Genomic DNA, 24,219 nt, shown 5'->3' with positions numbered 1-24,219 from the left:
ACGACGATAATCAACAATAAGCCGGTTCCATTCACGCCCGGTAAGTCTTAGAGGGCCTGAGGATGAGATGGTTCCGGCACAGTTACCTGAGATAATAAGATGATGTAGCTAAGGGATTGAAGGAATTATTGTTAATAAACATGACCTGCGCTCCCTTCCCCCCTGTTCCGGCTATTTTGGCTGACGCTGTACCTCGCGCCAGACCTTCAGTGCCAGCACCACCAGCCCACCCGCACCGATAATCAACAGCGCCCAGAGCAGCCCTTTCTGCCAGAGTGCGCTTTTTTCTGTTTCAGAGGTCGCGGTTAAACGTTCCCGGCCCCCCAGCGTCTGTATTCCCTCCTGACCGGCATCAGGCAGGCTCAACCATGGATGGGTCTCCTGCGGTATCAGCTGATCCAGACTGATCGCCTGTGTTCCGGCGTTCTTATTGCCCCAGACCAGCATATAAGGTGCGCTGCCCTGCGCGTTAAACACCAGCTTACGCACTTCACGTTCCGCACTTACCAGCGGTGGCGTTCCGCTCCACTGCTGGTGAACCCCTTTTACGCGTATGGCCTGGATTAACGTGCCCTGAAGAATAAGCGGCGCGGAGGCGTTTTCTCCCAGACTGTAGACCACCTGGTCAGCCAGCGGCTGCCAGACACCCTCCGCGGTGCTGCGATACGCTATCTGCAGCGGTAATACGGCATTTGTCTGGGCGGGCGTAATCTTCAGTCGGATCAGAGGCTGGGGAGTGGGCCAGCTGTATTCCGCTTCGCTTGCTGAGACAGCCTTAACTGACGGCGTCAGACTGATAAAGTGCTGAACCGGGTTTGCCACCGCCTCAATGCCCGTGACGGCACTGAGGTTAAGATTCTCCGGCTGGGCATCATCCTTAAATACCAGCATCAGATAGCGCGAGCGAAGGCCCCGTTCGACGTTGAAATCGACCGTATCCAGCAACAGTCTGCTGTCCCCGGAGGTCAAATCCATCAGCGGAGTGTCATCCGTCACGGCCTCCCAGTCTTTCAAATCGCTGCTGTAGAATACACTGATCCGCGCCTGCCAGTTCTGCGGCAAACGTTCCCAGGTCAGTTTCAATCCACTCAACCTGGGGGAAATGCCCTCCTCCTCCTGCGGTACTTCCAGCAGCAGGCTGCGGCCCAGCGGTTTTTCCCCCTCAACGGGCAGCGTAACCTCAATGCCGCTGGCCGATTTCAGGGTTACCTGTGCACCTTCGCTTGTCTGACGCGGCTGGCTGGCCATGGGAAAAACACGCAATGGCCAGCTCTTCGTTTTGTTTTCGCTTATCTCCGTTGAATAGAGGGCAAAAGGCACCGTCACTCCCTGACTGTTAAACACCCGCAGGTCGCGCATATCGGGCCAGGCCGTTTGCTGATAGACCTCTTCCGGCAGTTTTACCCGGTAAAAGGGTTCTACCCCCGGGGTCATCAACGGCAGGCCGTAAGCATAATCCTTTGGCACCTCGTTCGCGTTCGCTGCTGCGCCGGCCGTCAGACATAGCGTAACCAGCAATAAGGCCTGGCTTAATTTATTGTTCATCTTTTCCCTCAGTGGCGGTGACCGCCTCTTTTTGATGTCCGTTTTTCGGCGGCAGCGGCGAGAAATATCCGGCAATCAGTACCAGAACCGCCACGCCAATAAAGCCCACCGCACGCGCCAGCCCTCCGCCGTGTGCGCTGTCCACCAGCATCAGTTTAATAATGACCACCACAAGCAGGGCTGCGCCCCCGAACCAGGCCTGACGATGGCGGTAGCGGGTTGACCACAGCATCGTCAGCAGTGCAGTCAGCATCCACAGAAGCGTAAAGGTCGTCTGCACCAGGCGCGACGACCAGAGCACATCGGCCTGCCAGGCGATCCCGGCGTAGTACGACAGAATGCGCATCACCAGACCATTGCCCCACCAGAACAGCAGCGCAATCGCGCCAAGACGCAGGGCAAGATCGCCACCGGGCAGGGCTGCCGCAAACTGCCCGCGCAGTTGCCGGCCCCAGAATAGCAGGGCAAACATCAGCATCAGAGCCCCTTCTTCCAGGGGATTGATCAGCGGCAGGTAGCGCCAGTCGATCATCACACCATCGTGCAGATTACCCAGCAGCAGCACGGTCAGTGCACAGGGTACCAGCGGCAACAGCCCGAGCGACGGATACAACCGCGGGAAAGCCGCGAACGGCCACAGGCCACGGCGCAGCGCCCACTGCGTCAGCAGGATAATGGCTGCAATAAACACCATCAGCGCAGACATGCGCCATTCGTCCATGCCCCATGGCAGCGTATCCGTCACACGCCAGACCTCGGCCCAGGTGGACAACAGCATCCAGAACAGGGATAAATGCAGCCCCTTCTCCAGGTAGGCCGGTCTGACTCTGCCCTGTTCCCGTTTCAACAAGCGGTAAGCCGCGCCCAGCACCGGCAGCCAGACCAGATTCATCCAGCCTGCTGCCAGCAGGGCGTTATCGATCAGCTGCTGATACAGCAGGGCAAGCAGCATGGCGATCCACAGCAGCCACGGCAGGTATCCGAGATCCGTCCAGGCAAGACGGCGACTGGCCTGATGCCACACCAGCGCAGAGAGGGTGATCAGTGCCAACAGCACAAACAGGAGATCCGTGTCATAAAGTGGGCTGGCGGAGACCGCACCACACAGCGCGGCCAGCCAGAACAGCGTGCCGCCACCCAGCAGCGTGCGTGACACCATCAGGTTAACGCTGCGCCACAGCCAGGCCGCCCCCAGCCATGTCAGGGCCAGTACGGCAAAAATCAGGCTGAATGAGAGTGAGGTGATACCGTTATAGCTGGCCATCAGCGCAGAACCCAGCGCCAGCAGCAGCAGTCCGGTACCGCTGTAGCTGACACGCGACTGCCGCTGAGTATGGCCCAGCCACAAAATGCCCAGCCCTTCCAGCGCCCAGGCCATTGACGTCCACTGTGCGGAGAGCGCCAGCGGGATCGCCAGGGTAGTAAACACGGCCCCCAGCGCCAGACCCGCCACCGCCAGCTGGCGCCCCAGTGACGGGTAGCGACGCAGCCCGACCCATGCCAGCAACAGATATGCCAGGCCAAAGCCCAGCGCAGAAAACGCCGGTCCAAACGCCCAGTGCTGCGTAATGTGATACTGCATGCCAAAACCGATCAGCGGAGGGCCGAAGAGCAGCACACCATCGATGACCTTTTCCCCCTTCACCTGACCGCGCAGCGAGAGTCCCAGCGACAGCACGCCGAAAATAACGATATTGGCGATGAGAAACAGCTGGCAGCTCAGATAATACTCTGGCTGATAGCCGTTGAGCCCCCAGAGGCCCGCCACCCCAAAGGAGAAGGCAAAGCCCAGCAGGTTGAGCGGACGCCACGGCTGCCAGACGGTGATGGCCAGAATACCGAGCGACAGCAGCAGATAATAAGAGAAGAGCGCAATGTGACTGCCGCCTCCGGTCGACAGCAGGAGGGGGGAGAGATAGCCGCCAATGCTGGCCAGCATCGCCAGGCTCAGGGCTCGCTGCAGCACGGCAAGTCCGACACTGGCCGCACAGATCACCAGCATCAGGGCAAACGCCAGCAGATGCGGCAACAGGGCATAAAGCCGGAAAGCGCCAAACACAGTGATATAAAGTGCGCCGACTGCCCCGCCCTGCAAAATTAATGCATAGAGCGACTGTTTAGCCCTCAGCCGCCAGCCCAGTCCCAGCATTGCCAGACTGGCCAGTGCCGCTCCGGCCAGGCGCAGCTCAATCGGCAGCATATCGCGCTCAACCGTATATTTCAGCAGATACGCCAGACCGAAGAACATCAGCAGCACGCCAAGCTTCGCCAGCGGGTTACCCTTCATAAACCAGGCCAGCAGGCCAGACAGCAGACCGGTGAACATATCAGGCTGCGGCTTAACTCGCGGCGGCGGCGCAGCGGTTGCCGGTGCAGAAGCAGGCGCCTTTACTGTCGCCGGAGCAGGCTGTGTGCTGAGGCTGACGGCTGGCGCAGCGGTTAACACTTCCGGAGCGCGGGTCCTGTCCGTCCGTTCACTGGCCGCGTTCTCACTGCCTGCGGACCGCGTTTCGCCCCGCTGCCATTTTGCCAGCTGTTGCTGCAGGGTGAGCACGGTCTTTTTAAGCTGCGTCAGCTCGCGTTCATTACGCTTACTGCGTGACAATGCAATAAAGATCATGACCGGCATCACCACCAGCACCAGTATGGCTATCAACCCGGCTGCTATCAGAAGATCATCCATGCCAACGTCCCGTAGGTAAAATAAGAGTTACATATTGACATGAAATCTCATAAACCACTGCAAAATTCAGCGGAGCTGCCCTGAGCGCAGAAAAAATCTTCTCCCGGGGAAATTAACGCCTTATTACATGACACTGGCAATCCGCAGCCGCAATGACACGCCACCTCCCCCTGTAATGATTACCTCACAGTCCCTGGTCACTCTCGCTGAGTTCAAAAGGGATCTGGGAAATGACGATTTCTTTCCATATTATTTTAATTATAAGACGAAACTGTTAAAATCCGCGGCGAGAAATAAAACCGCTATCCTTATTAACACTTCGGGAATTAATGATAACTTTCTGGAAAATGAAGTTGAAAAATCATGAGTTAATAAGTTAAAAAAGGCAAGTCATTACCATGAAACCTTAACCGATATGAATATTACTGCAATTAAAAAAGGACGTTAAAGCGTAGTATTACGATCACTTTTCGCAACATTGATTAAACACTCTTTAGCGGTCTAAAAACCCTGATGAACACTGACTATAATCCGTAAAATTAAAAAGCCACCACAATGCGACATCAGCAATACGTGGCGCATTAACCACTGAAGACCGGGGGAATCAATTTAAATCATCAGGGATATCCCTGTCAGAAACAGACACAAAAACACCGTGCTATTTTTAAAAAAATAAGATGCAGTAAAAACTCAATCTCAGGAGTGGGAATGAGCTATCAGGATGATTACAACAACAGGCATTTTTCTGATTATGGATATTCACAGGAACGCCATTTTGATCAAAACAACCTTACTATTGTTACCAGGATGTCTTCTCTCGACGTCTGTCTGCGCCCTGTCTCTTCAGGAATCATTAATTGCAGCAAACAGTTATAACGCCGAAATGAAAGCGGCCCGAAGTCTGCATGCAGCAGTACAGCAGAAGAAGTATCAGGGATTTGCGGGGCTGTTGCCGGTAGTCACGCTTCAGGGGGGATGGAATAAGACCGACCAGCCGGATGCGACTTATTCTGCCGGGGTCACCCGCCACAATTACAGCGTTAATCTTACCCAACCCATTATTGATGTTGCTAAGTATGCCTCCTGGCGAAAAAGCCTGGTCATCAGCAATGCGGCAGATGTTAAGCTGCTGCTTTATCAGCAAAAATTAATTTCAGATGTGACAACAGCATTTTACAATGTTGACTATCAGCGCAGTGTGTTACAGACCAACCAGAGAATTCTGACCGCCTTTGCTGCCAGGCTCAAACAGGTTCAGAAGGCACTGGCATTAGGCGATAGCACAAGACTGGATGAAGATGAAGCACAGGCTAACTATGACACAGCTGTCGCTGATAAATTGTCCTCAGAGAACGATCTCGACGATGCCTATATCGCCTTTCATCAGTTAACAGGGTTAGATGCCGAAGGTATTCCCGACAAAAGCCTGAGCTGCGTCAGCGTGAAAGTACCGTTGAAAACAGAGCAGATCGCACGTGATGCGGTATCAAATAATCTGGATGTCCTGGCTGCGATTCAGACGCAGAAAGGCAGTGAAGTCGATATTATTTCCAGCTCATCGAATTATCTCCCGGTAGTCACTTTTCAGGCCAGTTACGGTAAAAACTGGAACCGTGCTGAAAATGCAAACTTCCTCGACTCATTATTTGGCACCACATCTAAAACTGATAACACCGTCGTAGGTGTCAATGTATCCATTCCTATATTTTCAGGAGGCAGCCAGATATCTCAAAGCATAGAGGCCGCGCACCGCTTTGAAGAAAATAAAGATCTCGTAACAGAAGCACGCCGTAAAGCGACACAGCAGGCTCTGCAGGCGGTATCCGGAGTGAAGAGCAGTCAGTCGCGAATTAAAGCCTATGAACGGGCGATTATTTCCGCCAGGAAACGCCTCTCCTCGACACAATATGGACGGGAAATCGGCCAGCGCACGCTGATCGACGAGTTCAATGCAGAGAAAGATTATTACCAGGCGATTCAGCAACTGGCTCAGGCCCGTAACAAGCTCATCCAGTCCATCGTCAAATTAAAGTCAGCCACCGGTGCGCTGGATTATGCCGCGATGGAAAGCTTCAACTGCAGGGAGCCCTTCATCATCAACAGGGATATTACTTATGAATAATGACTTATTTCGCCAGGAAGCGCTGGAGGCGAAAAAGACCAAAGTACTGGGTTCGGTGGCACTTTATTGTCCACCGTTTCGCTGGCTGATTATCACCCTGGTGTGTGCCTTAGTCGCAGTGCTCATTACGTTTTGCATTTTTGGCAGCTATACCAAACGTGAAACGGCTAAAGGTGTGCTGGTGCCGGAAAATGGCATGATGACCATTACTGCCATGACGGCAGGCACGGTCATTACCCTTCCCGCCCATGAGGGCGATCGGTTAGAAAAAGGCGCCCAGGTCGCCTCCATCTCATCGGAAATCTCCACACGATTTGGTCAGACACGTGAAGCCATCGCCCGCCAGTTGGATCTGCAGCAAGAGGGGCTGAAACAGCAGTTAAGCAATCTTGAGCAATTAAATGCGGAAACCCTGAAATCGTTGCAGGAAAAAGCAAGTCTTTTACAGCAGCAGTCCGTGGAACTGGACACGATTTACCGACAGCGCACAGAGCAGATAGGGCTGGCAAAAAAACAGCTGGATAAAGCCAGAGCGATGCGTGCGGAAGGCTATGCGTCGAATACTGAGGTCGAGAAGCAGCAGAACGACATGCTGGATGCCAGCGTGCGTCTTCAGGATGTGGCACGACAGAGGATTGATGTCCGACAGCAGCTGTCGCAGGCACGCCAACAGCTGCGCGAACAGCCCATCACCTACTCCCAGCAAAAGAACGATATTCAACAAAAACTTTCGGAAATTGCGCAATCGATGATGGAAAACGAGTCGCGCCGATCGGTCGATCTCCGCACGCCTGAAAGGGGCACGGTCAGTGCCGTGCTGGTCAAGCAAGGGCAGATTGTTTCCGCCGGCCAAACGCTGGCCATTATCTTGCCTGACAATGCGCATTTACAGGCCCGCATCATGTTAAGCAGTCGGGCGGTGGGCTTTATCCGTCCCGGCCAGCGAGTCGTACTGCGCTATCAGTCTTTCCCGTGGCAAACATTTGGTCAGCAATACGGCACAGTGAAGGACATTTCCACGTCGGCGCTGTCACCCCAGGAAATATCCACCATCACTGGTGACAGTCAGGTCCAGGAGTCGATGTACCAGGTCAAGGTCGCCGTCGATAACCAGGCAGTGCAGGCATACGGCAAAGAAGTCAGCCTGAGGGCCGGCAGTGGCCTGGAAGCCGATTTTATTGTCGACAAACGCCGCATTTATCAATGGGTTCTTGAACCGCTCAATGCGCTGGGCAAGATGACATCAATATAATTATTAATTATCAGGTTTATCATGGATTTATTTCACAAACTTCATTTGTCATTTCGCCCTAAGCTATCGGTACTGCGTCAGACACAGGCGGCGGAGTGTGGGCTGACCTGCGTCGGGATGATTGCCAGCTATTACGGTCATCAGATTGACATGGTGTCATTACGCCAGCGATTTCCAGCATCGCTGAAAGGCAGCACACTGGCTGATGTGATGTCTGTTGCACAGAGTCTGGGCATGGGTAGCCGTGCATTGCGTCTTGACCTGGATGAGTTGCATCAACTCTCGATGCCCTGTGTTTTGCACTGGGAAATGAACCATTTTGTCGTCCTGAAACGCATTGAAAAAAACAAACTTATTATTCACGACCCCGCTCGCGGGGTACGTAAAGTCCCCATGGATGAAGTCTCAACTTCTTTTACAGGAATAGCGCTGGAGCTCTTTCCGGCAGCAACATTTGAGAAGAAAAACGAAAAGAAAAGCATTTCGATGCTCAACCTAATCCGCAACGTTTCCGGGATTGGTTCAGCCTTCTTTCAGGTGGCATGTTTATCTCTGGCGCTGGAATTTTTCGGCATCATTACACCGTTTTATATGCAGTGGGTTATCGATCAGGTTCTGGTCTCTACGGATCGTGAACTGCTTACGCTACTCGGGGTGTCCTTTATCTGCATCACGCTCTTTCAGAATCTGGTTTCGGCTTTGCGCAGTTGGGTGACTACGTGGTTTTCCAGTCTGTTAAGCGTACAGTGGTCAAGTAACCTTTGTGCACACTTGCTTGGGCTGCCAATGCACTATTTTGAGGAGCGTCACGTTGGAGATATTTTGTCTCGCTTTGGCTCCCTCTCGAATATTCAAAGCACGCTAACAGGCCGGTTTATCTCCTCCATCTTCGATGGCGTGATGGCGCTGGTCACTCTGGGCGTGATTTTTACCTACAACGCCACTCTTACCTTTGTGGTCATAGGCCTGTTCCTGCTGTATGCCTTGATACGCTGGATTTCCTTTGAGCCTTTCCGTAGCGCCAATGAAGATCAACTGATGGCGTCAGCCGTTGTGCAGTCGCAACTGCTGGAATCTATCCGCGGTGTACAGGCGATAAAGCTTAACAATAAACAGGATTTACGCGTCTCCACTTATACCAATGAAACAGTGGAATCGACCAATAAGGGAATTAGCATACAAAAACTCTCCATTGGCTTCAGCACGTTACAGGCCAGTATTTCAGGTATCGGTAAAATTGTGCTGATATGGCTGGCCGCTATACAGGTGCTGGATGGCAACTTCACCAGCGGTATGCTGGTGGCGTTCATCTCTTTTTCTGACCAGTTTATCTCGCGTTCTGGTGGGCTCATTAACGCGTTAATTGATTTTCGAATGCTTCGTCTGCACGGCGAACGTCTCGCTGATATCGTGCTGACCGAAAAAGAACCGAACATGGCAAGTAACGTCGCCCTGCCGGATAAAGAGGGGTCGATGAGTCTGGATATTAACGCGCTTACTTTTCGTTATTCCAGCACGGATGCTGATATTTTCACTGACTTCAATCTGGCGATTAAAGCCGGTGAATCAGTGGCCATCATTGGCCCATCCGGGCAGGGGAAAACCACGCTGGCAAAATTATTATTAGGCTTACTTAAACCCGTCGCGGGGACGATTTGCGTTAATGGTATTGATCATACGCAGCTCGGTATGGCCCATTACCGCGATCTGATTGGCAGCGTGATGCAAAACGACATGCTTTTCGCCGGCTCGATAATGGATAATATCAGCTTTTTTGACGCTGACCTCGACAGAGAGCAGGTCGAGCGGGCCGCTCGTGTAGCACAAATTCACGGTGACATTATGTCCATGCCGATGGGATATAACAGTATGGTCGGTGACATGGGGTCATCACTGTCCGGTGGGCAAATACAGCGCGTCATCCTCGCTCGTGCACTCTACCGCAACCCACGCATTTTAATCCTGGATGAGGCCACAAGTCATCTTGACGTTGCCAGAGAAAGCGCTATCAATACAGCGATAAAACAGATGAATATCACTCGCATCATTATTGCACACAGACCCGAAACAATCCTGAGTGCAGACAGGATCATGAATATCAACCGCCAGGGTGCCACAGTGATCACAAAGGAGGATTTTATGCATGTGATGGCGGCTTCCCAGCCTGTCTTGCAAATCAATTAATCTTACCCGTGCTGCCCATTCTGTGGGCAGATATGACTCCATCGAATGAATTCCAATGCCATCTGATTTTTGAAAAAAATGCAGTCCAAAGCTGGAGGATGCCAGATATGGCCTTATCCACTCTGCATCGCCTCTGGCAGGCTACGGCAAGCGAAGTTTGCGCAGCGTCTTCAACTTTTACCTGTGACAGAGGATTGCCCGCTGAGATAATATAGCGGCAGAAAAATGTCCTGATGCCCGTCGCGCTACATCCACGCGTAAGACTCGGTTTTCACCCATGTCAGCCTTATCCTTGCCGCTATGCTGCACTGTGCAGCAACCTTAAGAGGGCAAGGGTTTTCAATGGATTGGAGCATTCAACCCTATGAACAACACCGAAAACTATTCGTCACACACGCCCATGATGCAGCAGTATCTGCGCCTCAAGGCAGATCATCCTGAGATCCTCCTGTTCTATCGCATGGGGGATTTTTATGAGCTGTTCTACGATGATGCGAAACGCGCCTCTCAGTTACTTGAGATCTCCCTGACCAAACGCGGGGCCTCGGCCGGAGAGCCCATTCCCATGGCGGGCGTGCCTTACCATTCGCTGGAAAACTACCTGGCAAAGCTGGTACAGCTGGGCGAGTCGGTGGCGATATGCGAACAGATTGGTGACCCTGCCTTAAGTAAAGGGCCGGTCGAGCGCAAAGTTGTTCGTATCGTCACCCCCGGCACCATCAGCGATGAAGCGCTGCTGAATGAGCGTCAGGACAATCTGCTGGCGGCCATCTGGCAGAGCCCGCGCGGCTTTGGTTATGCGACGCTGGATATCAGCTCCGGGCGTTTTCGTCTGGCAGAACCGACAGACCAGGAAACCATGGCCGCCGAACTGCAGCGGACTAATCCGGCTGAACTGCTCTACCCGGAAGACTTCGCCGCCATGGCGCTGATTGAAAATCGTCGCGGCCTGCGCCGCCGTCCGCTGTGGGAATACGAGCTGGACACTGCCCGCCAGCAGCTGAACCTGCAGTTCGCCACCCGCGACCTCAGCGGCTTTGGCGTCGAACAGGCTCATCATGCCCTGCGTGCGGCAGGCTGCCTGCTACAGTACGTCAAAGATACCCAGCGCACCTCGCTGCCGCATATCCGGGCGCTGACCATGGAGCGCCAGCAGGATGGCATTATCATGGACGCGGCCACTCGTCGTAATCTGGAGATCACCCAGAATCTCTCCGGGGGTATTGAAAACACGCTGGCCTCGGTGCTGGATAAAACCGTTACGCCGATGGGCAGCAGGATGCTGAAACGCTGGCTGCACATGCCGGTACGTGATACGCAGGTCATCACCCGCCGCCAGGAAAGCATCAGCGCCTTGCAGGATCTTCATGAGTCACTGACGCCGCTGCTACGTCAGGTGGGCGACCTTGAGCGTATCCTCGCTCGTCTGGCACTGCGTACCGCCCGCCCGCGCGATCTGGCGCGCATGCGCCACGCATTCCAGCAGTTGCCGCTGCTGAACGGTGAGCTGGAAGGAAATCAGACTGCGCATCTGCAAACCCTGCGCGGACAGATGGGCGAATTCACCGAACTGCGTGAGCTGCTGGAGCGTGCCATTATTGAAACGCCGCCGGTGCTGGTGCGTGACGGTGGCGTCATCGCCCCCGGCTATAACGCCGAGCTGGACGAGTGGCGGGCGCTGGCTGACGGGGCCACTGATTATCTCGATCGCCTGGAAATCCGCGAACGCGAAAAGCTGGGTCTGGATACCCTGAAGGTCGGCTTTAACGGCGTACATGGCTATTACATCCAGGTCAGCCGTGGACAGAGCCATCTGGTGCCGATCCATTACGTGCGCCGCCAGACCCTGAAAAATGCCGAACGCTATATTATCCCCGAGCTGAAAGAGTACGAAGACAAGGTGCTGACCTCGAAAGGCAAGGCCCTGTCGCTGGAAAAAGCCTTATACGAGCAGCTGTTCGACATGCTGTTACCACATCTGGCGGCCCTGCAGGAAAGTGCGGCGGCGCTGGCAGAACTGGATGTGCTGAGTAACCTGGCCGAACGCGCCTGGACGCTGAACTACAGCTGCCCGACGTTAAGCGATAAAGCGGGGATTAAACTGACGGGTGGACGCCATCCGGTGGTCGAGCAGGTACTGAAAGAACCCTTTATCGCCAATCCTCTGTCACTGTCACCGCAGCGCCGGATGCTGATTGTCACCGGCCCGAACATGGGCGGTAAAAGTACCTATATGCGTCAGGCAGCCCTGATCACCCTGATGGCCTATATCGGCAGTTTCGTCCCGGCGACCCAGGCGGTGATTGGCCCCATAGACCGCATCTTTACCCGCGTTGGCGCGGCCGACGATCTGGCCTCCGGGCGCTCAACCTTTATGGTTGAGATGACCGAAACCGCCAATATTCTGCATAACGCTACCGAGTTCAGCCTGGTGCTGATGGATGAGATTGGCCGGGGTACGTCAACCTATGATGGCCTGTCGCTGGCCTGGGCCTGTGCCGAAAGCCTGGCCAGCCGTATCAAGGCGATGACGCTGTTCGCTACGCACTATTTCGAGCTGACCACGCTGCCCGAACAGATTGAAGGCGTGGCGAACGTGCATCTGGATGCAGTGGAGCACGGCGATACCATCGCCTTTATGCACAGCGTACAGGACGGCGCAGCGAGTAAAAGCTACGGCCTGGCCGTGGCCGCGCTGGCCGGCGTGCCAAAAGACGTGATTAAACGGGCGCGTCAGAAACTGAAAGAGCTGGAAGCGTTGTCGGGCAGCGCGGCGGCCACGAAAGCGGATGGTTCGCAGCTACCGCTGCTGGTGGAGGAAACCTCCCCGGCGATGGAAGCCCTGGAGGCACTGGATCCGGACTCCCTGTCCCCGCGTCAGGCGCTGGAATGGATTTACCGGTTGAAATCACTGGCATAAACAGCGGGCCGATCGTCATACGATCGGCCCTTATTCTGAGGGCGGACCGGCTGTTCCGGTTCGCCCCCGCTTTACAGATTAACGACGGTTACGTACCAGCTGATAGCGACGGGTCAGGTATTCGACCGGTGCGCTCCAGATATGTACCAGCCGGCAGAACGGGAACAGCAGGAACAGCGTCATTCCCAGCACCATATGCAGACGGAAGATAATCGCCACACCGTCAAGATGTGCCGATGCCCCGCCCTGGAACGTCACAATACTCTGCGCCCATCCGGCCAGCTTCAGCATTTCACTGCCATCCAGATGCTGCGCTGAGAACAGGATAGTCGTCAGCCCCAGAGCCGCCTGCAGCACCAGCAACGTCAGGATAAGGATATCGGCAAAGCTGCTGGTCGCCCGCACCCGTTCATTGGTCAGACGACGCTTCAGCAGCAGAGCACCGCCAATCAGCGTCATGGCGCCAAACACCCCGCCGGCTCCCATCGCCAGCAGCTGCTTTTCGCCAGCCGACAGGAAAGGCTCATACACCCAGTGCGGCGTGAGCAGGCCGACGAAATGCCCCAGCAGAATGCCAATGATGCCGATATGAAACAGGTTCGACGCCAGGCGCATCCCTTTTTTACTTAACATCTGACTTGAACCTGCCCGCCAGCTGTACTGCCCGTAGTCATAGCGCAGCCAGCTCCCAACGAGAAATACCGTCCCGGCCAGATAGGGGTAAATATCAAAGAAGAAACGATTCAAAAACTCCATGATTTACTCTCCTTTCGCCGCCATGGTTAATGCTGAAACATCAAGATACTGCGGCATCACTGCCGCAGCCGGATGCGGTTTCTGCGCGGACTCACATCCGCCACCGCCTGGGTTCATCTGCGCGATAAAGGCCACCTGCTCTTCCTCCCAGACGGCATCCAGAGCCGCGGGAGTATCATCGCGTGCTTCCTGAGCCACCTGCGTCTGAAGCGACTGCGGGTCGGCACTGCTGCCGGACAGCGCAAGCAGCAGCGGGAAAAGCGGCGCATAGTCACTCTGCCGCTGCGTCAGACGGGCTGCCAGCAGCGCCAGAATCGGTGCAATATCCTGTAACCCACGCCGGATGCGGGCCAGGTCGCCCTGCGCCAGATACTCCAGATAAAGCGGTAGAAAATCAGGCAGCTCTTTGGCGTTCAGTTCAAGACCATCGGCACGATACTGGGCCAGCAGATCCACCATCGCCTGACCGCGATCGCGCGACTCGCCGTGCACATGTTCAAAAAGCAGCAGTGACGTCGCCCGGCCGCGATCGAACAGCTCGCTGTATTCCGCCTGTCTGTCCAGCAAAGGCCGGACAGCGGCCTGCTGAATAAACTGCGCCAGGAACTGGTGCTGGTGTGCATCCAGTTCATTTGCCTGCGTCAGCGCATCCAGGATCTCTTGCTGATGATCAACGAAGTCCTGCTGCGGGTAATCCAGCAGGCGGGCAATGATACGCAACGCGATCATGAGTTTTTCTCCGCGTCCGGCACCGTTTTCTTCGAAACGTCGATGGCATCTATGCGTCGGCTGTTGAACAGGTTGAACTTGCCGTCACTGCCATGGCAACCATCGCCAAAGCTGAAGCCGCAGCCTTTACTTTCCGGGAACGCTTCACGCGCCATTTCACGGTGGCTGCTCGGGATCACAAAGCGATCTTCATAGTTGGCAATCGCCAGGTAGCGATACATCTCCTGTGCCTGTGCTTCCGTCAGCCCGACCTGCTCCAGCGCACGCACGTCATGAACGCCGTCCACCGTTTCAGCACGCTTGTAGTGACGCATGGCCATCAGACGATTCAGGGCCTGCAGTACCGGGGCGGTATCCCCGGCCGTCAGCAGGTTGGCCAGGTATTGCACCGGGATACGCAGGCTCTCCACATCCGGCAGCACGCCGCTGTGGGCAAGCATACCGGCATCCGATACTGACTGGATCGGAGACAACGGCGGCACGTACCACACCATCGGCAGCGTGCGATATTCAGGATGCAGCGGCAGCGCCAGCTTCCAGTCCATTGCCATTTTGTACACCGGGGACTGCTGTGCAGCATCAATCACGCTCTGCGGTATGCCATCCTTGAGCGCCTGCGCAATCACCTGCGGATCGTGCGGATCAAGGAAGACATCCAGCTGGCTCTGATAGAGATCTTTTTCGTTCTCTACCGCCGCCGCCTGTTCAATACGGTCGGCGTCATACAGCAGCACGCCGAGGTAACGAATACGCCCGACGCAGGTTTCTGAGCAAACCGTCGGCTGGCCAGCTTCAATGCGCGGATAACAGAAAATACATTTTTCTGACTTGCCGCTTTTCCAGTTGAAGTAGATTTTTTTGTACGGGCAGCCGGTAATACACATCCGCCAGCCGCGGCACTTGTCCTGGTCGATCAGCACGATGCCATCTTCAGCACGCTTGTAGATCGCCCCACTCGGGCAGGTCGCCACGCAGGTTGGGTTCAGACAGTGTTCACACAGACGCGGCAGATACATCATGAAGGTGTTTTCGAACTGTCCGTACATCTCCTTCTGCATATGATCGAAGTTTTTATCCTCAGAGCGCTTTGAGAATTCGCCGCCGAGGATCTCTTCCCAGTTCGGGCCTTTTTCGATCTTTTTCATACGCTGCCCGGTGATCAGCGATCGCGGACGGGCAATGGGCTGATGCTTGCCGGCAGGGGCGTTATGCAGATGCTGATAGTCAAAGTCGAACGGCTCATAATAATCGTCAAGCCCGGGTACATCAGGGTTAGCGAAGATTTTAGACAGAACGCCGACACGGTTACCCATGCGAGGCACCAGCCTGCCGTTGATCTTACGGATCCACCCGCCCTTCCACTTTTCCTGATCTTCCCACGCGTTAGGGAAACCGACACCGGGTTTACTTTCCACGTTGTTAAACCAGGCGTACTCCATACCTTCACGGCTGGTCCAGACGTTTTTACAGGTTACCGAGCAGGTGTGGCAGCCGATACATTTGTCGAGATTCAGAACCATTCCGACCTGAGAGCGAATTTTCATTGGCCTTTCTCCTGCTGGCTTCCCTGGCAATCGTCGTTGCCTTCGCCATCTAACCAGTTAATGTTATTCATTTTTCTCACCACAACGAACTCATCCCGGTTGGAACCGACCGTACCGTAATAGTTGAAGCTGTAAGCCAGTTGCGCATAGCCGCCAATCATATGCGTCGGTTTAGGACACACACGCGTTACCGAGTTATGGATACCTCCACGCTGGCTGGTGATTTCTGAGCCCGGGATATTCACAATGCGCTCCTGCGCGTGGTACATCATCGTCATCCCCGCCGGTACGCGCTGGCTGACAACCGCACGGGCGGTCAGTGCGCCATTGGCGTTAAATGCCTCGATCCAGTCGTTATCTTCAATGCCCAGCACCCTGGCATCCTCTTCACTCAGCCAGACAATCGGCCCACCGCGTGACAGCGTCAGCATTAACAGGTTGTCACTGTAGGTTGAGTGGATCCCCCACTTCTGATGCGGCGTGAGGAAGTTCAGCGCCATCTCCGGATTGCCGTTCGGCTTTTTGTTCAACAGCGGCTGTACCGTGCGGGTATCGATAGGCGGACGGTACACCAGCAGGCTTTCCCCGAAATCACGCATCCACTGATGATCCTGGTAAAGCTGCTGACGGCCGCTAAGGGTACGCCACGGGATCAGCTCATGCACATTGGTGTAACCGGCGTTGTAAGAGACGTGCTCATCTTCCAGGCCAGACCAGGTCGGGCTGGAGATGATTTTGCGCGGCTGCGCCTGAATATCGCGGAAGCGGATCTTTTCATCCTCTTTATTCAGCGCCAGATGGGTGTGATCGCGCCCGGTAAACTCACCCAGCGCCTGCCAGGCTTTAACCGCGACCTGACCATTGGTCTCCGGTGCCAGCGACAGGATCACCTCAGCGGCATCAATCGCACTGTTGATATTTGGGCGACCGGCCGCCGGCCCCTCAGTTTTGACGTAGTTCAGTTTTTTCAGGAAATCGATTTCAGTCTGGGTGTTCCAGCCGATCCCTTTTCCGCCGTTACCCAGCGTGTCCAGCAGCGGCCCCAGCGAGGTAAAGCGCTCCCAGGTGGCCGGGTAGTCACGCTCAACCATCATAATATGCGGTGCCGTTTTCCCCGGGATCAGGTCGCACTCACCCCGGTGCCAGTCCTTAACGTCGAACGGCTGTCCCAGTTCAGCGGCGGAGTCATGCTGGATCGGCTGCAATACCACGTCCGTCTCTTTACCTAAATGCCCCACGCAGAGCTCAGAGAACGTTTTGGCAATCCCCTTATAAATTTCCCAGTCGCTGCGCGATTCCCAGGCCGGGTCAACCGCCGCCGACAGCGGGTGAATAAACGGATGCATATCCGAGGTATTCATGTCGTCTTTTTCATACCAGGTCGCCGTCGGCAGAACGATATCCGAATAGAGACAGGTACTGGACATGCGGAAATCGAGGGTGACGACCAGATCGAGTTTCCCTTCTCCCGGGTTGTCCTGCCACTCCACTTCCTGGGGTTTGACCCCACCCTGCTGACCCAGATCGCCGCCCTGCACGCCGCTTTCGGTCCCCAGCAGATACTTCAACAGATACTCATGCCCCTTACCGGAGGAGCCGAGCAGGTTGGAGCGCCAGACAAACAGATTACGCGGGAAGTTTTCCTGGCTGTCAGGCTGTTCTGCGGCAAAACGCAGGCTGCCATCCTTCAGACCGTCCACGGTAAAGGCCAGTGGTGTCTTGCCAGCCGCCTCTGCCTGGGCGGCAAGGTGCAGCGGGTTGGTATTCAGCTGTGGTGCAGAAGGCAACCACCCCATTCTCTCTGAGCGCACGTTAAAGTCGATCAGGCTGCCGCCGTAGCGTGACTTATCGGCCAGCGGTGACAGCAGCTCATCGGTGCGCAGCGTTTCATAGCGCCACTGGCTGGAGTGGTTATAGAAGAATGAGGTGCCGTTCATCTGGCGCGGCGGACGCTGCCAGTCAAGGCCAAATGCCAGGGGTAACCAGCCCGTTTGCGGACGGAGTTTTTCCTGCCCGACATAGTGTGCCCAGCCACCGCCGCTCTGACCGACGCAGCCGCAGAACACCAGCATGTTGATCAGACCACGGTAGTTCATATCCATGTGATACCAGTGGTTAAGACCGGCACCGACAATAATCATCGAACGACCACGTGTTTTTTCTGCCGTTTCCGCAAACTCGCGCGCAATCCGCACGATGTTCTGCCGCGGTACGCCGGTGATCTGTTCAGCCCAGGCCGGGGAGTAGGCTTTCACTTCATCAAAGCTGGCCGCACAGTTCGCATCATCCAGCCCGCGTTCAATCCCGTAGTTAGCCAGCGTCAGGTCGTACACGCTGGTGACCAGAGCAACAGAACCATCCGCCAGTTGCAGGCGTTTGACCGGCAGTTTGTGCAGCAGGATTTCGTCCAGTTGAACGCTCTTGAAGTTAGGGTTATCTATCGCGCCAAAGTAAGGGAATCCGACGTCGGCGATATCATCATGCTGCCCCAGCAGACTGAGTTGCAGCTCCACTTCCTGCTGATTTTTCCCTTCACGCTGCTCAAGGTTCCATTTGCCTTTTTCACCCCAGCGGTAGCCAATAGAGCCCTGCGGCGCAACCAGTTCGCCATTCTGCTGGTTAATGGCGATGGTCTTCCACTGCGGATTATTTTCCTGACCTAAGCCGTCCACCAGATCGCTGGCGCGCAGCATCCGGCCGGCGGCATAGTACCCGCCCTCACGCTGTTCCAGCAGAACCAGCATTGGCATATCGGTGTACTGGCGCACATAGTTGCGGAAATACTCCACCTCACGCTGCTGGTGGAACTCCGTCAGGATCACATGCCCGAAGGCCAGCGCCAGTGCGCTGTCAGTCCCCTGTTTCGGACTCAGCCACTGATCGCACAATTTGGCGATTTCAGCATAGTCCGGGGTCACCGCCACGGTTTTCGTCCCTTTGTAACGGACTTCAGTGAAGAAGTGCGCATCCGGTGTACGGGTCTGCGGCACGTTACTGCCCCAGGCGATGATATAGGCAGAGTTATACCAGTCGGCGGATTCCGGGACGTCGGTCTGCTCACCCCAGGTCATCGGTGAAGCGGGCGGCAGGTCACAGTACCAGTCATAGAAGCTGAGACAGGTTCCCCCAATCAGCGAAAGATAACGGGAACCCGCTGCATAGGAGACCATCGACATCGCCGGGATCGGTGAAAATCCAATAATGCGGTCAGGCCCGAATGCCTTCGCCGTATAGATATTGGCTGAGGCGATCAGTTCATTCACTTCCTGCCAGTCGGAGCGCACGAAACCACCGCGCCCGCGCGCTTCTTTGTAGCTTTTTGCCTGCTCGGGGTTTTCGACTATCGACTGCCACGCCAGCACCGGGTCACTGTGCTGCGCTTTTGCGGCGCGCCACAGGCTGATTAAACGCTTACGCACCAGCGGATATTTCAGGCGATTCGCGCTGTATAAATACCACGAGTAGCTGGCACCACGCGGGCAGCCGCGCGGCTCATGGTTAGGTAAATCCGGACGGGTACGCGGATAGTCCGTCTGCTGGGTTTCCCAAGTCACCAGACCATTTTTGACGTAAATTTTCCAGCTACAGGATCCCGTGCAGTTCACACCGTGAGTGGAGCGCACAATTTTGTCATGCTGCCAGCGGCTGCGATAACCATCCTCCCAGTCGCGGTTGGTATTCAGCGTCTGTCCGTGCTGGCCAGAAAAGGGTTCGCCGAGTTGTTTGAAATAACGTAACCGATCAAGAAACTTGCTCATTCGACATGCTCCAAAAAAACTAAAAGGGTTCGCGCACTTATTTCATTTTTTTTCGGCCGTAAACCAGCCAGGTAATCGCGATGCAAATCACATAAAACAGCAGGAAGACTTTCATTGCCCCGGCGGGTGAACCACTCAGTGACAGGGACATGCCGAAGGTCTGTGGAATAAAGAAGCCGCCGAGCGCACCGATCGCGGAAATAAAGCCCAGCGCAGCGCTGGTGTCGGTGACGGCCTCGCGCTGCGCGGCTTCATCGCTTCCGCCTGCAGCTTTAACCCGATCTACCGTGATTTTGCGGAAAATGACGGCGATCATCTGGAAGGTCGATCCACTGCCTAATCCCGCCGCGAAGAACAACACCATAAACACACCGTAAAACGCGATAAATGACCCCGACTGGCCCTCTCCCGGTAGCGTCAGGAACAGCAGCGCAGTGAAAACCGCCATCAGCACGAAGGTGAACAGGGAAACGCGCACACCCCCGAGGCGATCGGACAGCATACCGCCAGCCGAACGCGCCAGCGCGCCAATAAACGGCCCGAAGAAGGCATAATGCATAATGACCACATCGGGGAACTGCGTTTTGGACAGCATGGCGAAACCGGCAGAGAAGCCGATAAAGGAACCGAATGTGGCAAGATAGAGCAGCGAAAGGATCCAGAGATGACCGCGCTTCAGCACCGGCAGCTGCTGACGTAAAGAACTTTTCGCCGCGGCCAGATCGTTCATACCGAACCAGGCCGCCAGCGTGGCAATTACCAGCAGCGGCACCCACATCCAGGCGGCATTCTCCAGCCACGGCCCGTTTTCTGCATGAGCAGAAGGTCCGGTAAACCAGGTAAACATCGCGACTGAAATAGCGAGGGGGGCAAACAACTGCATCACGCTGACGCCAAGGTTGCCTAAGCCGCCGTTAATACCCAGCGCGCCACCCTGACGGGCTTTTGGAAAGAAGAAGCTGATATTACCCATGCTGGAGGCGAAATTAGCGCCGGCAAAACCACACAGCAGTGAAATAATCACAAAAACTGCAAAAGGCGTGGCCGGGTTCTGCACAGCGAACCCCAGCCAGATGCAGGGCACGAGCATCAGTGCAGTACTGAATGCCGTCCAGCGACGCCCACCAAACACCGGCACCACAAAGGAGTAAGGCACACGCAGAATAGCCCCGGACACGGACGGGAGTGCCGTCAGCAGGAACAGCTGGTCGGTGGAGAAGTTAAACCCCACCTTATTAAGATTGACGGCAACGGCGCTGAATAACATCCAGACGCAGAAGGCCAGCAACAGACAAAAAACGGATATCCACAGATTGCGGCTGGCAATCCGTTTGCCCGTTTGTTGCCAGAACGCGGTATTTTCAGGCTGCCAGTCCTGGATTACCGCACTATTTTCTTTCCCTGAAGATGAGTTAATTTTCGACATAATTTTCTCAATGACTGTGTAATAACCAGCCTATCCTGAACACCTCCTGCACGGTCTGACTTGACGTGTATCAACCCAGCGGCAGGTGGCACCCAGGCCTCAGGGAGGGGGTACTTCCTAAGCGCGAGTAAAAACCATTAAAATAAACAAGGTAATTCAGTAACTTGAGTTCATTTTTTTTGCAGGGATAAGGCAGCAGGCTGGGGGTGACTATTCGGTACTACCACAAAATAGGTATGGGCATAACGCCCTGAATCAGTGACAATCCGCGGGTTCAACTTCACCTTGAAAGACGGTATTCCCATCAGCAGGAAGAGAGGATGACAACACAGCTTACACAGGTACTCTCCACGGAACCGGCCAGTGTTTTATTAATTGACGACCATCCGATGATCCGCAACGGCCTTAAACAGCTTATCGGTCTTGACGCGCGGCTGAAGGTAGTCGCTGAGGCCAGCAATGGTGTGGATGGCGTCAGGCTGGCGGAACAGCATGAGGTTGACCTGATCCTGCTCGATCTGAATATGCCCGGAATGAATGGGCTGGAGACGCTGGAACAACTGAGGGCCACAGATGCCTGCGGCCATATTGTCGTGTTCAGTGTTTCAGACTATGAAGATGATGTGATTAATGCGTTGAAACGCGGAGCCGATGGCTATCTGCTGAAAGATATGGAGCCAGAGGCGCTACTGGAATGCCTGCACCGGGCTGCGGCTGGTGAGCTGGTACTCAGTGACACCCTCCCGCCCGTACTGGCGGCCAGCCTCCGGCAGCAGCGAACGCCGGTACAGACCGGCACCCCCGAATTCACGACGCGGGAACGGGACGTCCTCAGGCTGATTGCACAGGGGATGAGTAATAAGCTTATCGCCCGTCGTTTAGGCATCAGCGAGAGCACGGTGAAAGTACATGTTAAGCATCTGCTGAAAAAGCTGCAGATGAAATCACGCGTTGAAGCCGCAGTATGGGCCCTGCAGTGCGGTGAGGTTGGAAGCTGATTGCAGGCAAAAAAAAACGGTGACCGAAGTCACCGTCTCTGGCATTACTTTTCATCAGGCCGTTGCACGCGGTACCGCACAACAGGATCCGCGTTATTTATTCGCGAAACAGCGCTTCAATATTCAATCCCTGAGCCTGCAGAATCTCACGCAGGCGGCGCAATCCTTCAACCTGAATCTGACGAACACGCTCACGGGTCAGGCCAATTTCACGACCCACATCTTCTAATGTGGCTGCTTCATAGCCTAACAAACCGAAACGGCGTGCCAGTACTTCGCGCTGCTTGGCGTTCAGTTCGAACAACCATTTAACGATGCTCTGCTTCATGTCATCGTCCTGCGTGGTATCTTCCGGGCCGTTATCTTTATCATCGGCCAGGATGTCCAGCAGCGCTTTCTCGGAATCACCGCCCAGTGGCGTATCAACCGAAGTAATGCGTTCGTTGAGGCGCAGCATCCGGCTGACATCATCAACAGGCTTATCTAACTGTTCGGCGATCTCTTCCGCACTCGGCTCATGATCGAGCTTGTGGGAAAGTTCACGCGCGGTACGCAGATAAACATTCAGTTCTTTCACGATATGAATCGGCAGGCGGATGGTACGGGTTTGATTCATAATCGCCCGTTCAATCGTCTGACGAATCCACCATGTGGCATACGTTGAGAAGCGGAACCCTCTTTCCGGGTCAAACTTCTCGACGGCGCGGATCAAGCCGAGGTTACCTTCTTCAATCAGGTCAAGCAGTGCCAGACCACGATTGCTGTAACGACGGGCAATCTTCACGACCAGACGCAGGTTACTTTCGATCATGCGGCGACGCGATGGCACGTCACCACGGAGTGCACGACGAGCAAAGAAAACTTCTTCCTCAGCCGTAAGCAATGGAGAGTAACCAATCTCCCCTAAGTAGAGCTGGGTTGCATCCAGTACGCGCTGGGTTGCGCCCTGTGATAACAGCTCTTCTTCTGCTAAGTCGTTATCACCAGGTTCATTTCCGACAAGTGCCTTCTCGTCAAAAACCTCAGCTCCGTTTTCGTCGAATTCCGCGTCTTCATTTAAATCATTAACTTTCAGCGTATTCTGGCTCATAAGCGGCTCCTACCCGTGATCTCAGGGCAGAACACCAGGGTTCTGCCGGATTAACGTTGCGGTAAATAACGCAACGGATTTACGGATTTCCCCTTGTAACGAATTTCAAAGTGCAATCTAACCGAACTCGTGCCGGTACTACCCATTGTGGCAATCTTCTGGCCCGCTTTAACTTCTTGTTGTTCACGGACCAGCATGGAATCGTTATGGGCATACGCACTCAGGTAGTCATCATTATGTTTGATGATAATCAAATTACCGTAACCGCGCAGAGCGTTACCGGCATACACCACACGACCAGAGGCGGTGGAGATGACGGACTGACCGCGCGAGCCCGCAATATCGATCCCTTTATTGCCCCCTTCGGAAGCAGAGAAGTTATCGATAATTTTACCGTCTGTCGGCCAACGCCAGCTGCCCACGGGCGTGGTGCTGTCTGTTGTACTACTCACGGTCGGGGCGGTAACCGGAACTGTTGTCGTTGCAGCAGTTTTCCCGGACGAAGGCAGCATTTTGCCTTCACTTGGTGTACCTGAATCCTCAGAATACGTAATTACCGGTTGGTGTGCAACCGTTCCGGCAGTCATTTGTGAGCCAGAGGATGCCGTTGTCATTCCCCCTGCGTTCGCATCTGCCGCCGTGACCGCATTACCGCCGGTAATCGGGGTGCCGGAACCATTAGCCACCTGTAATTGCTGGCCAACATTGAGCCCGTAAGGCGCCGCGACATTATTGCGCTGGGCCAAATCGCGGAAATCGTTGCCGGTAATCCAGGCAATATAGAAGAGTGTATCACCGCGTTTAACCGTATAGGTGTCTCCGCCATAGCTACCTTTCGGAATATTCCCATAGCTGCGGTTGTACACAATTCGACCATTTTCAGTCACGACATTTTGATTCTGGCCGGCTGAGGATGAAGCCACCATCCCTCCGCCTGAGGCAGGTGGACGCGCAGAAGGCACTAAGCCGCTGTTGCCGCCACCGCCATTGCTGACCATACCTGCGTTACCGGCATTTCCGGCATTTCCGGTATTGCTGCTCATCATGCCGGCATCATTTCCGCCAACTGAGCTGATGGGGGCTTGCGCGTTGTCGCTGCTGGAACAGCCTGCCAGCCAAAATCCTACTAATGAAACGGCCGCAAGACGGCGTAACTTAAATACTGGGCTTCCCGTGCTCATTTAATCCCCCATAACGGCAACACTTTGACGA

General features: G+C 54.9%; 14 protein-coding genes. 5 read left to right on the top strand and 9 right to left on the bottom strand.

Annotated features, from left to right (window positions below; genetic code table 11):
- Window positions 1-171 precede the first annotated feature (171 nt).
- Together K6L24_RS04605 and K6L24_RS04600 are read right to left on the bottom strand one after the other, a co-directional pair.
- The gene (locus K6L24_RS04605; protein ID WP_118663359.1) at window positions 172-1,545 is read right to left on the bottom strand and encodes a DUF3999 family protein; all 1,374 of its coding nucleotides are present in this window, start codon (window positions 1,543-1,545) and stop codon (window positions 172-174) included.
- Window positions 1,535-4,228: a DUF2339 domain-containing protein gene (locus tag K6L24_RS04600; protein ID WP_222681989.1), complete on the bottom strand. Its 2,694-nt coding sequence runs from the start codon at window positions 4,226-4,228 to the stop codon at window positions 1,535-1,537. The genes K6L24_RS04605 and K6L24_RS04600 overlap by 11 nt, the downstream gene beginning before the upstream one ends.
- Before the next feature lie 721 nt (window positions 4,229-4,949).
- Between K6L24_RS04600 and K6L24_RS04595 the strand changes: the two genes are divergently transcribed.
- The 4 genes from K6L24_RS04595 to mutS all read left to right on the top strand — a co-directional run bounded on the left by K6L24_RS04595 (window position 4,950) and on the right by mutS (window position 12,706).
- Window positions 4,950-6,350 carry a TolC family protein gene (locus tag K6L24_RS04595; protein ID WP_245006711.1) on the top strand — a complete coding sequence of 467 codons (1,401 nt, stop codon included), beginning with the start codon at window positions 4,950-4,952 and terminating at the stop codon, window positions 6,348-6,350.
- Window positions 6,343-7,602 (top strand): HlyD family secretion protein, encoded by a 1,260-nt coding sequence (locus K6L24_RS04590; protein WP_222681988.1) that lies wholly within the window; start codon window positions 6,343-6,345, stop codon window positions 7,600-7,602. Before K6L24_RS04595 ends, K6L24_RS04590 begins: the two co-directional genes overlap by 8 nt.
- Window positions 7,603-7,623: 21 nt before the next feature.
- Window positions 7,624-9,786 carry a peptidase domain-containing ABC transporter gene (locus K6L24_RS04585; protein ID WP_062744179.1) on the top strand — a complete coding sequence of 721 codons (2,163 nt, stop codon included), beginning with the start codon at window positions 7,624-7,626 and terminating at the stop codon, window positions 9,784-9,786.
- Window positions 9,787-10,150: 364 nt separating this feature from the next.
- Window positions 10,151-12,706 (top strand): DNA mismatch repair protein MutS, encoded by a 2,556-nt coding sequence (gene mutS / locus K6L24_RS04580; protein ID WP_062744180.1) that lies wholly within the window; start codon window positions 10,151-10,153, stop codon window positions 12,704-12,706.
- 78 nt (window positions 12,707-12,784) lie between these two features.
- On the opposite strand, the gene narI is transcribed toward mutS, so the two are convergent.
- The 5 genes from narI to K6L24_RS04555 are packed head-to-tail and all read right to left on the bottom strand — an operon-like array spanning window position 12,785 to window position 20,919.
- The gene (gene narI / locus K6L24_RS04575; RefSeq protein WP_062744181.1) at window positions 12,785-13,462 is read right to left on the bottom strand and encodes a respiratory nitrate reductase subunit gamma; all 678 of its coding nucleotides are present in this window, start codon (window positions 13,460-13,462) and stop codon (window positions 12,785-12,787) included.
- A 3-nt stretch (window positions 13,463-13,465) separates the two neighbouring features.
- Window positions 13,466-14,191 (bottom strand): nitrate reductase molybdenum cofactor assembly chaperone, encoded by a 726-nt coding sequence (gene narJ, locus K6L24_RS04570; protein ID WP_222681987.1) that lies wholly within the window; start codon window positions 14,189-14,191, stop codon window positions 13,466-13,468.
- Window positions 14,188-15,735 (bottom strand): nitrate reductase subunit beta, encoded by a 1,548-nt coding sequence (gene narH, locus K6L24_RS04565; protein WP_222681986.1) that lies wholly within the window; start codon window positions 15,733-15,735, stop codon window positions 14,188-14,190. The genes narJ and narH overlap by 4 nt, the downstream gene beginning before the upstream one ends.
- Window positions 15,732-19,493, bottom strand: a complete 3,762-nt coding sequence (locus K6L24_RS04560) for a nitrate reductase subunit alpha (protein ID WP_062744184.1) — start codon at window positions 19,491-19,493, stop codon at window positions 15,732-15,734. The genes narH and K6L24_RS04560 overlap by 4 nt, the downstream gene beginning before the upstream one ends.
- A 37-nt stretch (window positions 19,494-19,530) precedes the next feature.
- Window positions 19,531-20,919: a NarK family nitrate/nitrite MFS transporter gene (locus K6L24_RS04555; RefSeq protein WP_062744185.1), complete on the bottom strand. Its 1,389-nt coding sequence runs from the start codon at window positions 20,917-20,919 to the stop codon at window positions 19,531-19,533.
- Window positions 20,920-21,239: 320 nt separating this feature from the next.
- Between K6L24_RS04555 and narL the strand changes: the two genes are divergently transcribed.
- Window positions 21,240-21,917 carry a two-component system response regulator NarL gene (gene narL, locus K6L24_RS04550; RefSeq protein WP_062744186.1) on the top strand — a complete coding sequence of 226 codons (678 nt, stop codon included), beginning with the start codon at window positions 21,240-21,242 and terminating at the stop codon, window positions 21,915-21,917.
- Window positions 21,918-22,014: 97 nt separating this feature from the next.
- On the opposite strand, the gene rpoS is transcribed toward narL, so the two are convergent.
- Window positions 22,015-23,007 carry an RNA polymerase sigma factor RpoS gene (rpoS, locus tag K6L24_RS04545; RefSeq protein ID WP_118663349.1) on the bottom strand — a complete coding sequence of 331 codons (993 nt, stop codon included), beginning with the start codon at window positions 23,005-23,007 and terminating at the stop codon, window positions 22,015-22,017.
- Between the two features lie 50 nt (window positions 23,008-23,057).
- Window positions 23,058-24,188 carry a murein hydrolase activator NlpD gene (gene nlpD, locus K6L24_RS04540; RefSeq protein ID WP_062744187.1) on the bottom strand — a complete coding sequence of 377 codons (1,131 nt, stop codon included), beginning with the start codon at window positions 24,186-24,188 and terminating at the stop codon, window positions 23,058-23,060.
- Between the last annotated feature and the right edge of the window lie 31 nt (window positions 24,189-24,219).

The sequence above is a fragment of the Erwinia persicina genome, assembly GCF_019844095.1.
In the GTDB taxonomy this organism is placed as follows: domain Bacteria; phylum Pseudomonadota; class Gammaproteobacteria; order Enterobacterales; family Enterobacteriaceae; genus Erwinia; species Erwinia persicina.
Note: the sequence above shows the minus strand (reverse complement) of the source record. Positions and strands in the feature narration are given on the sequence as shown.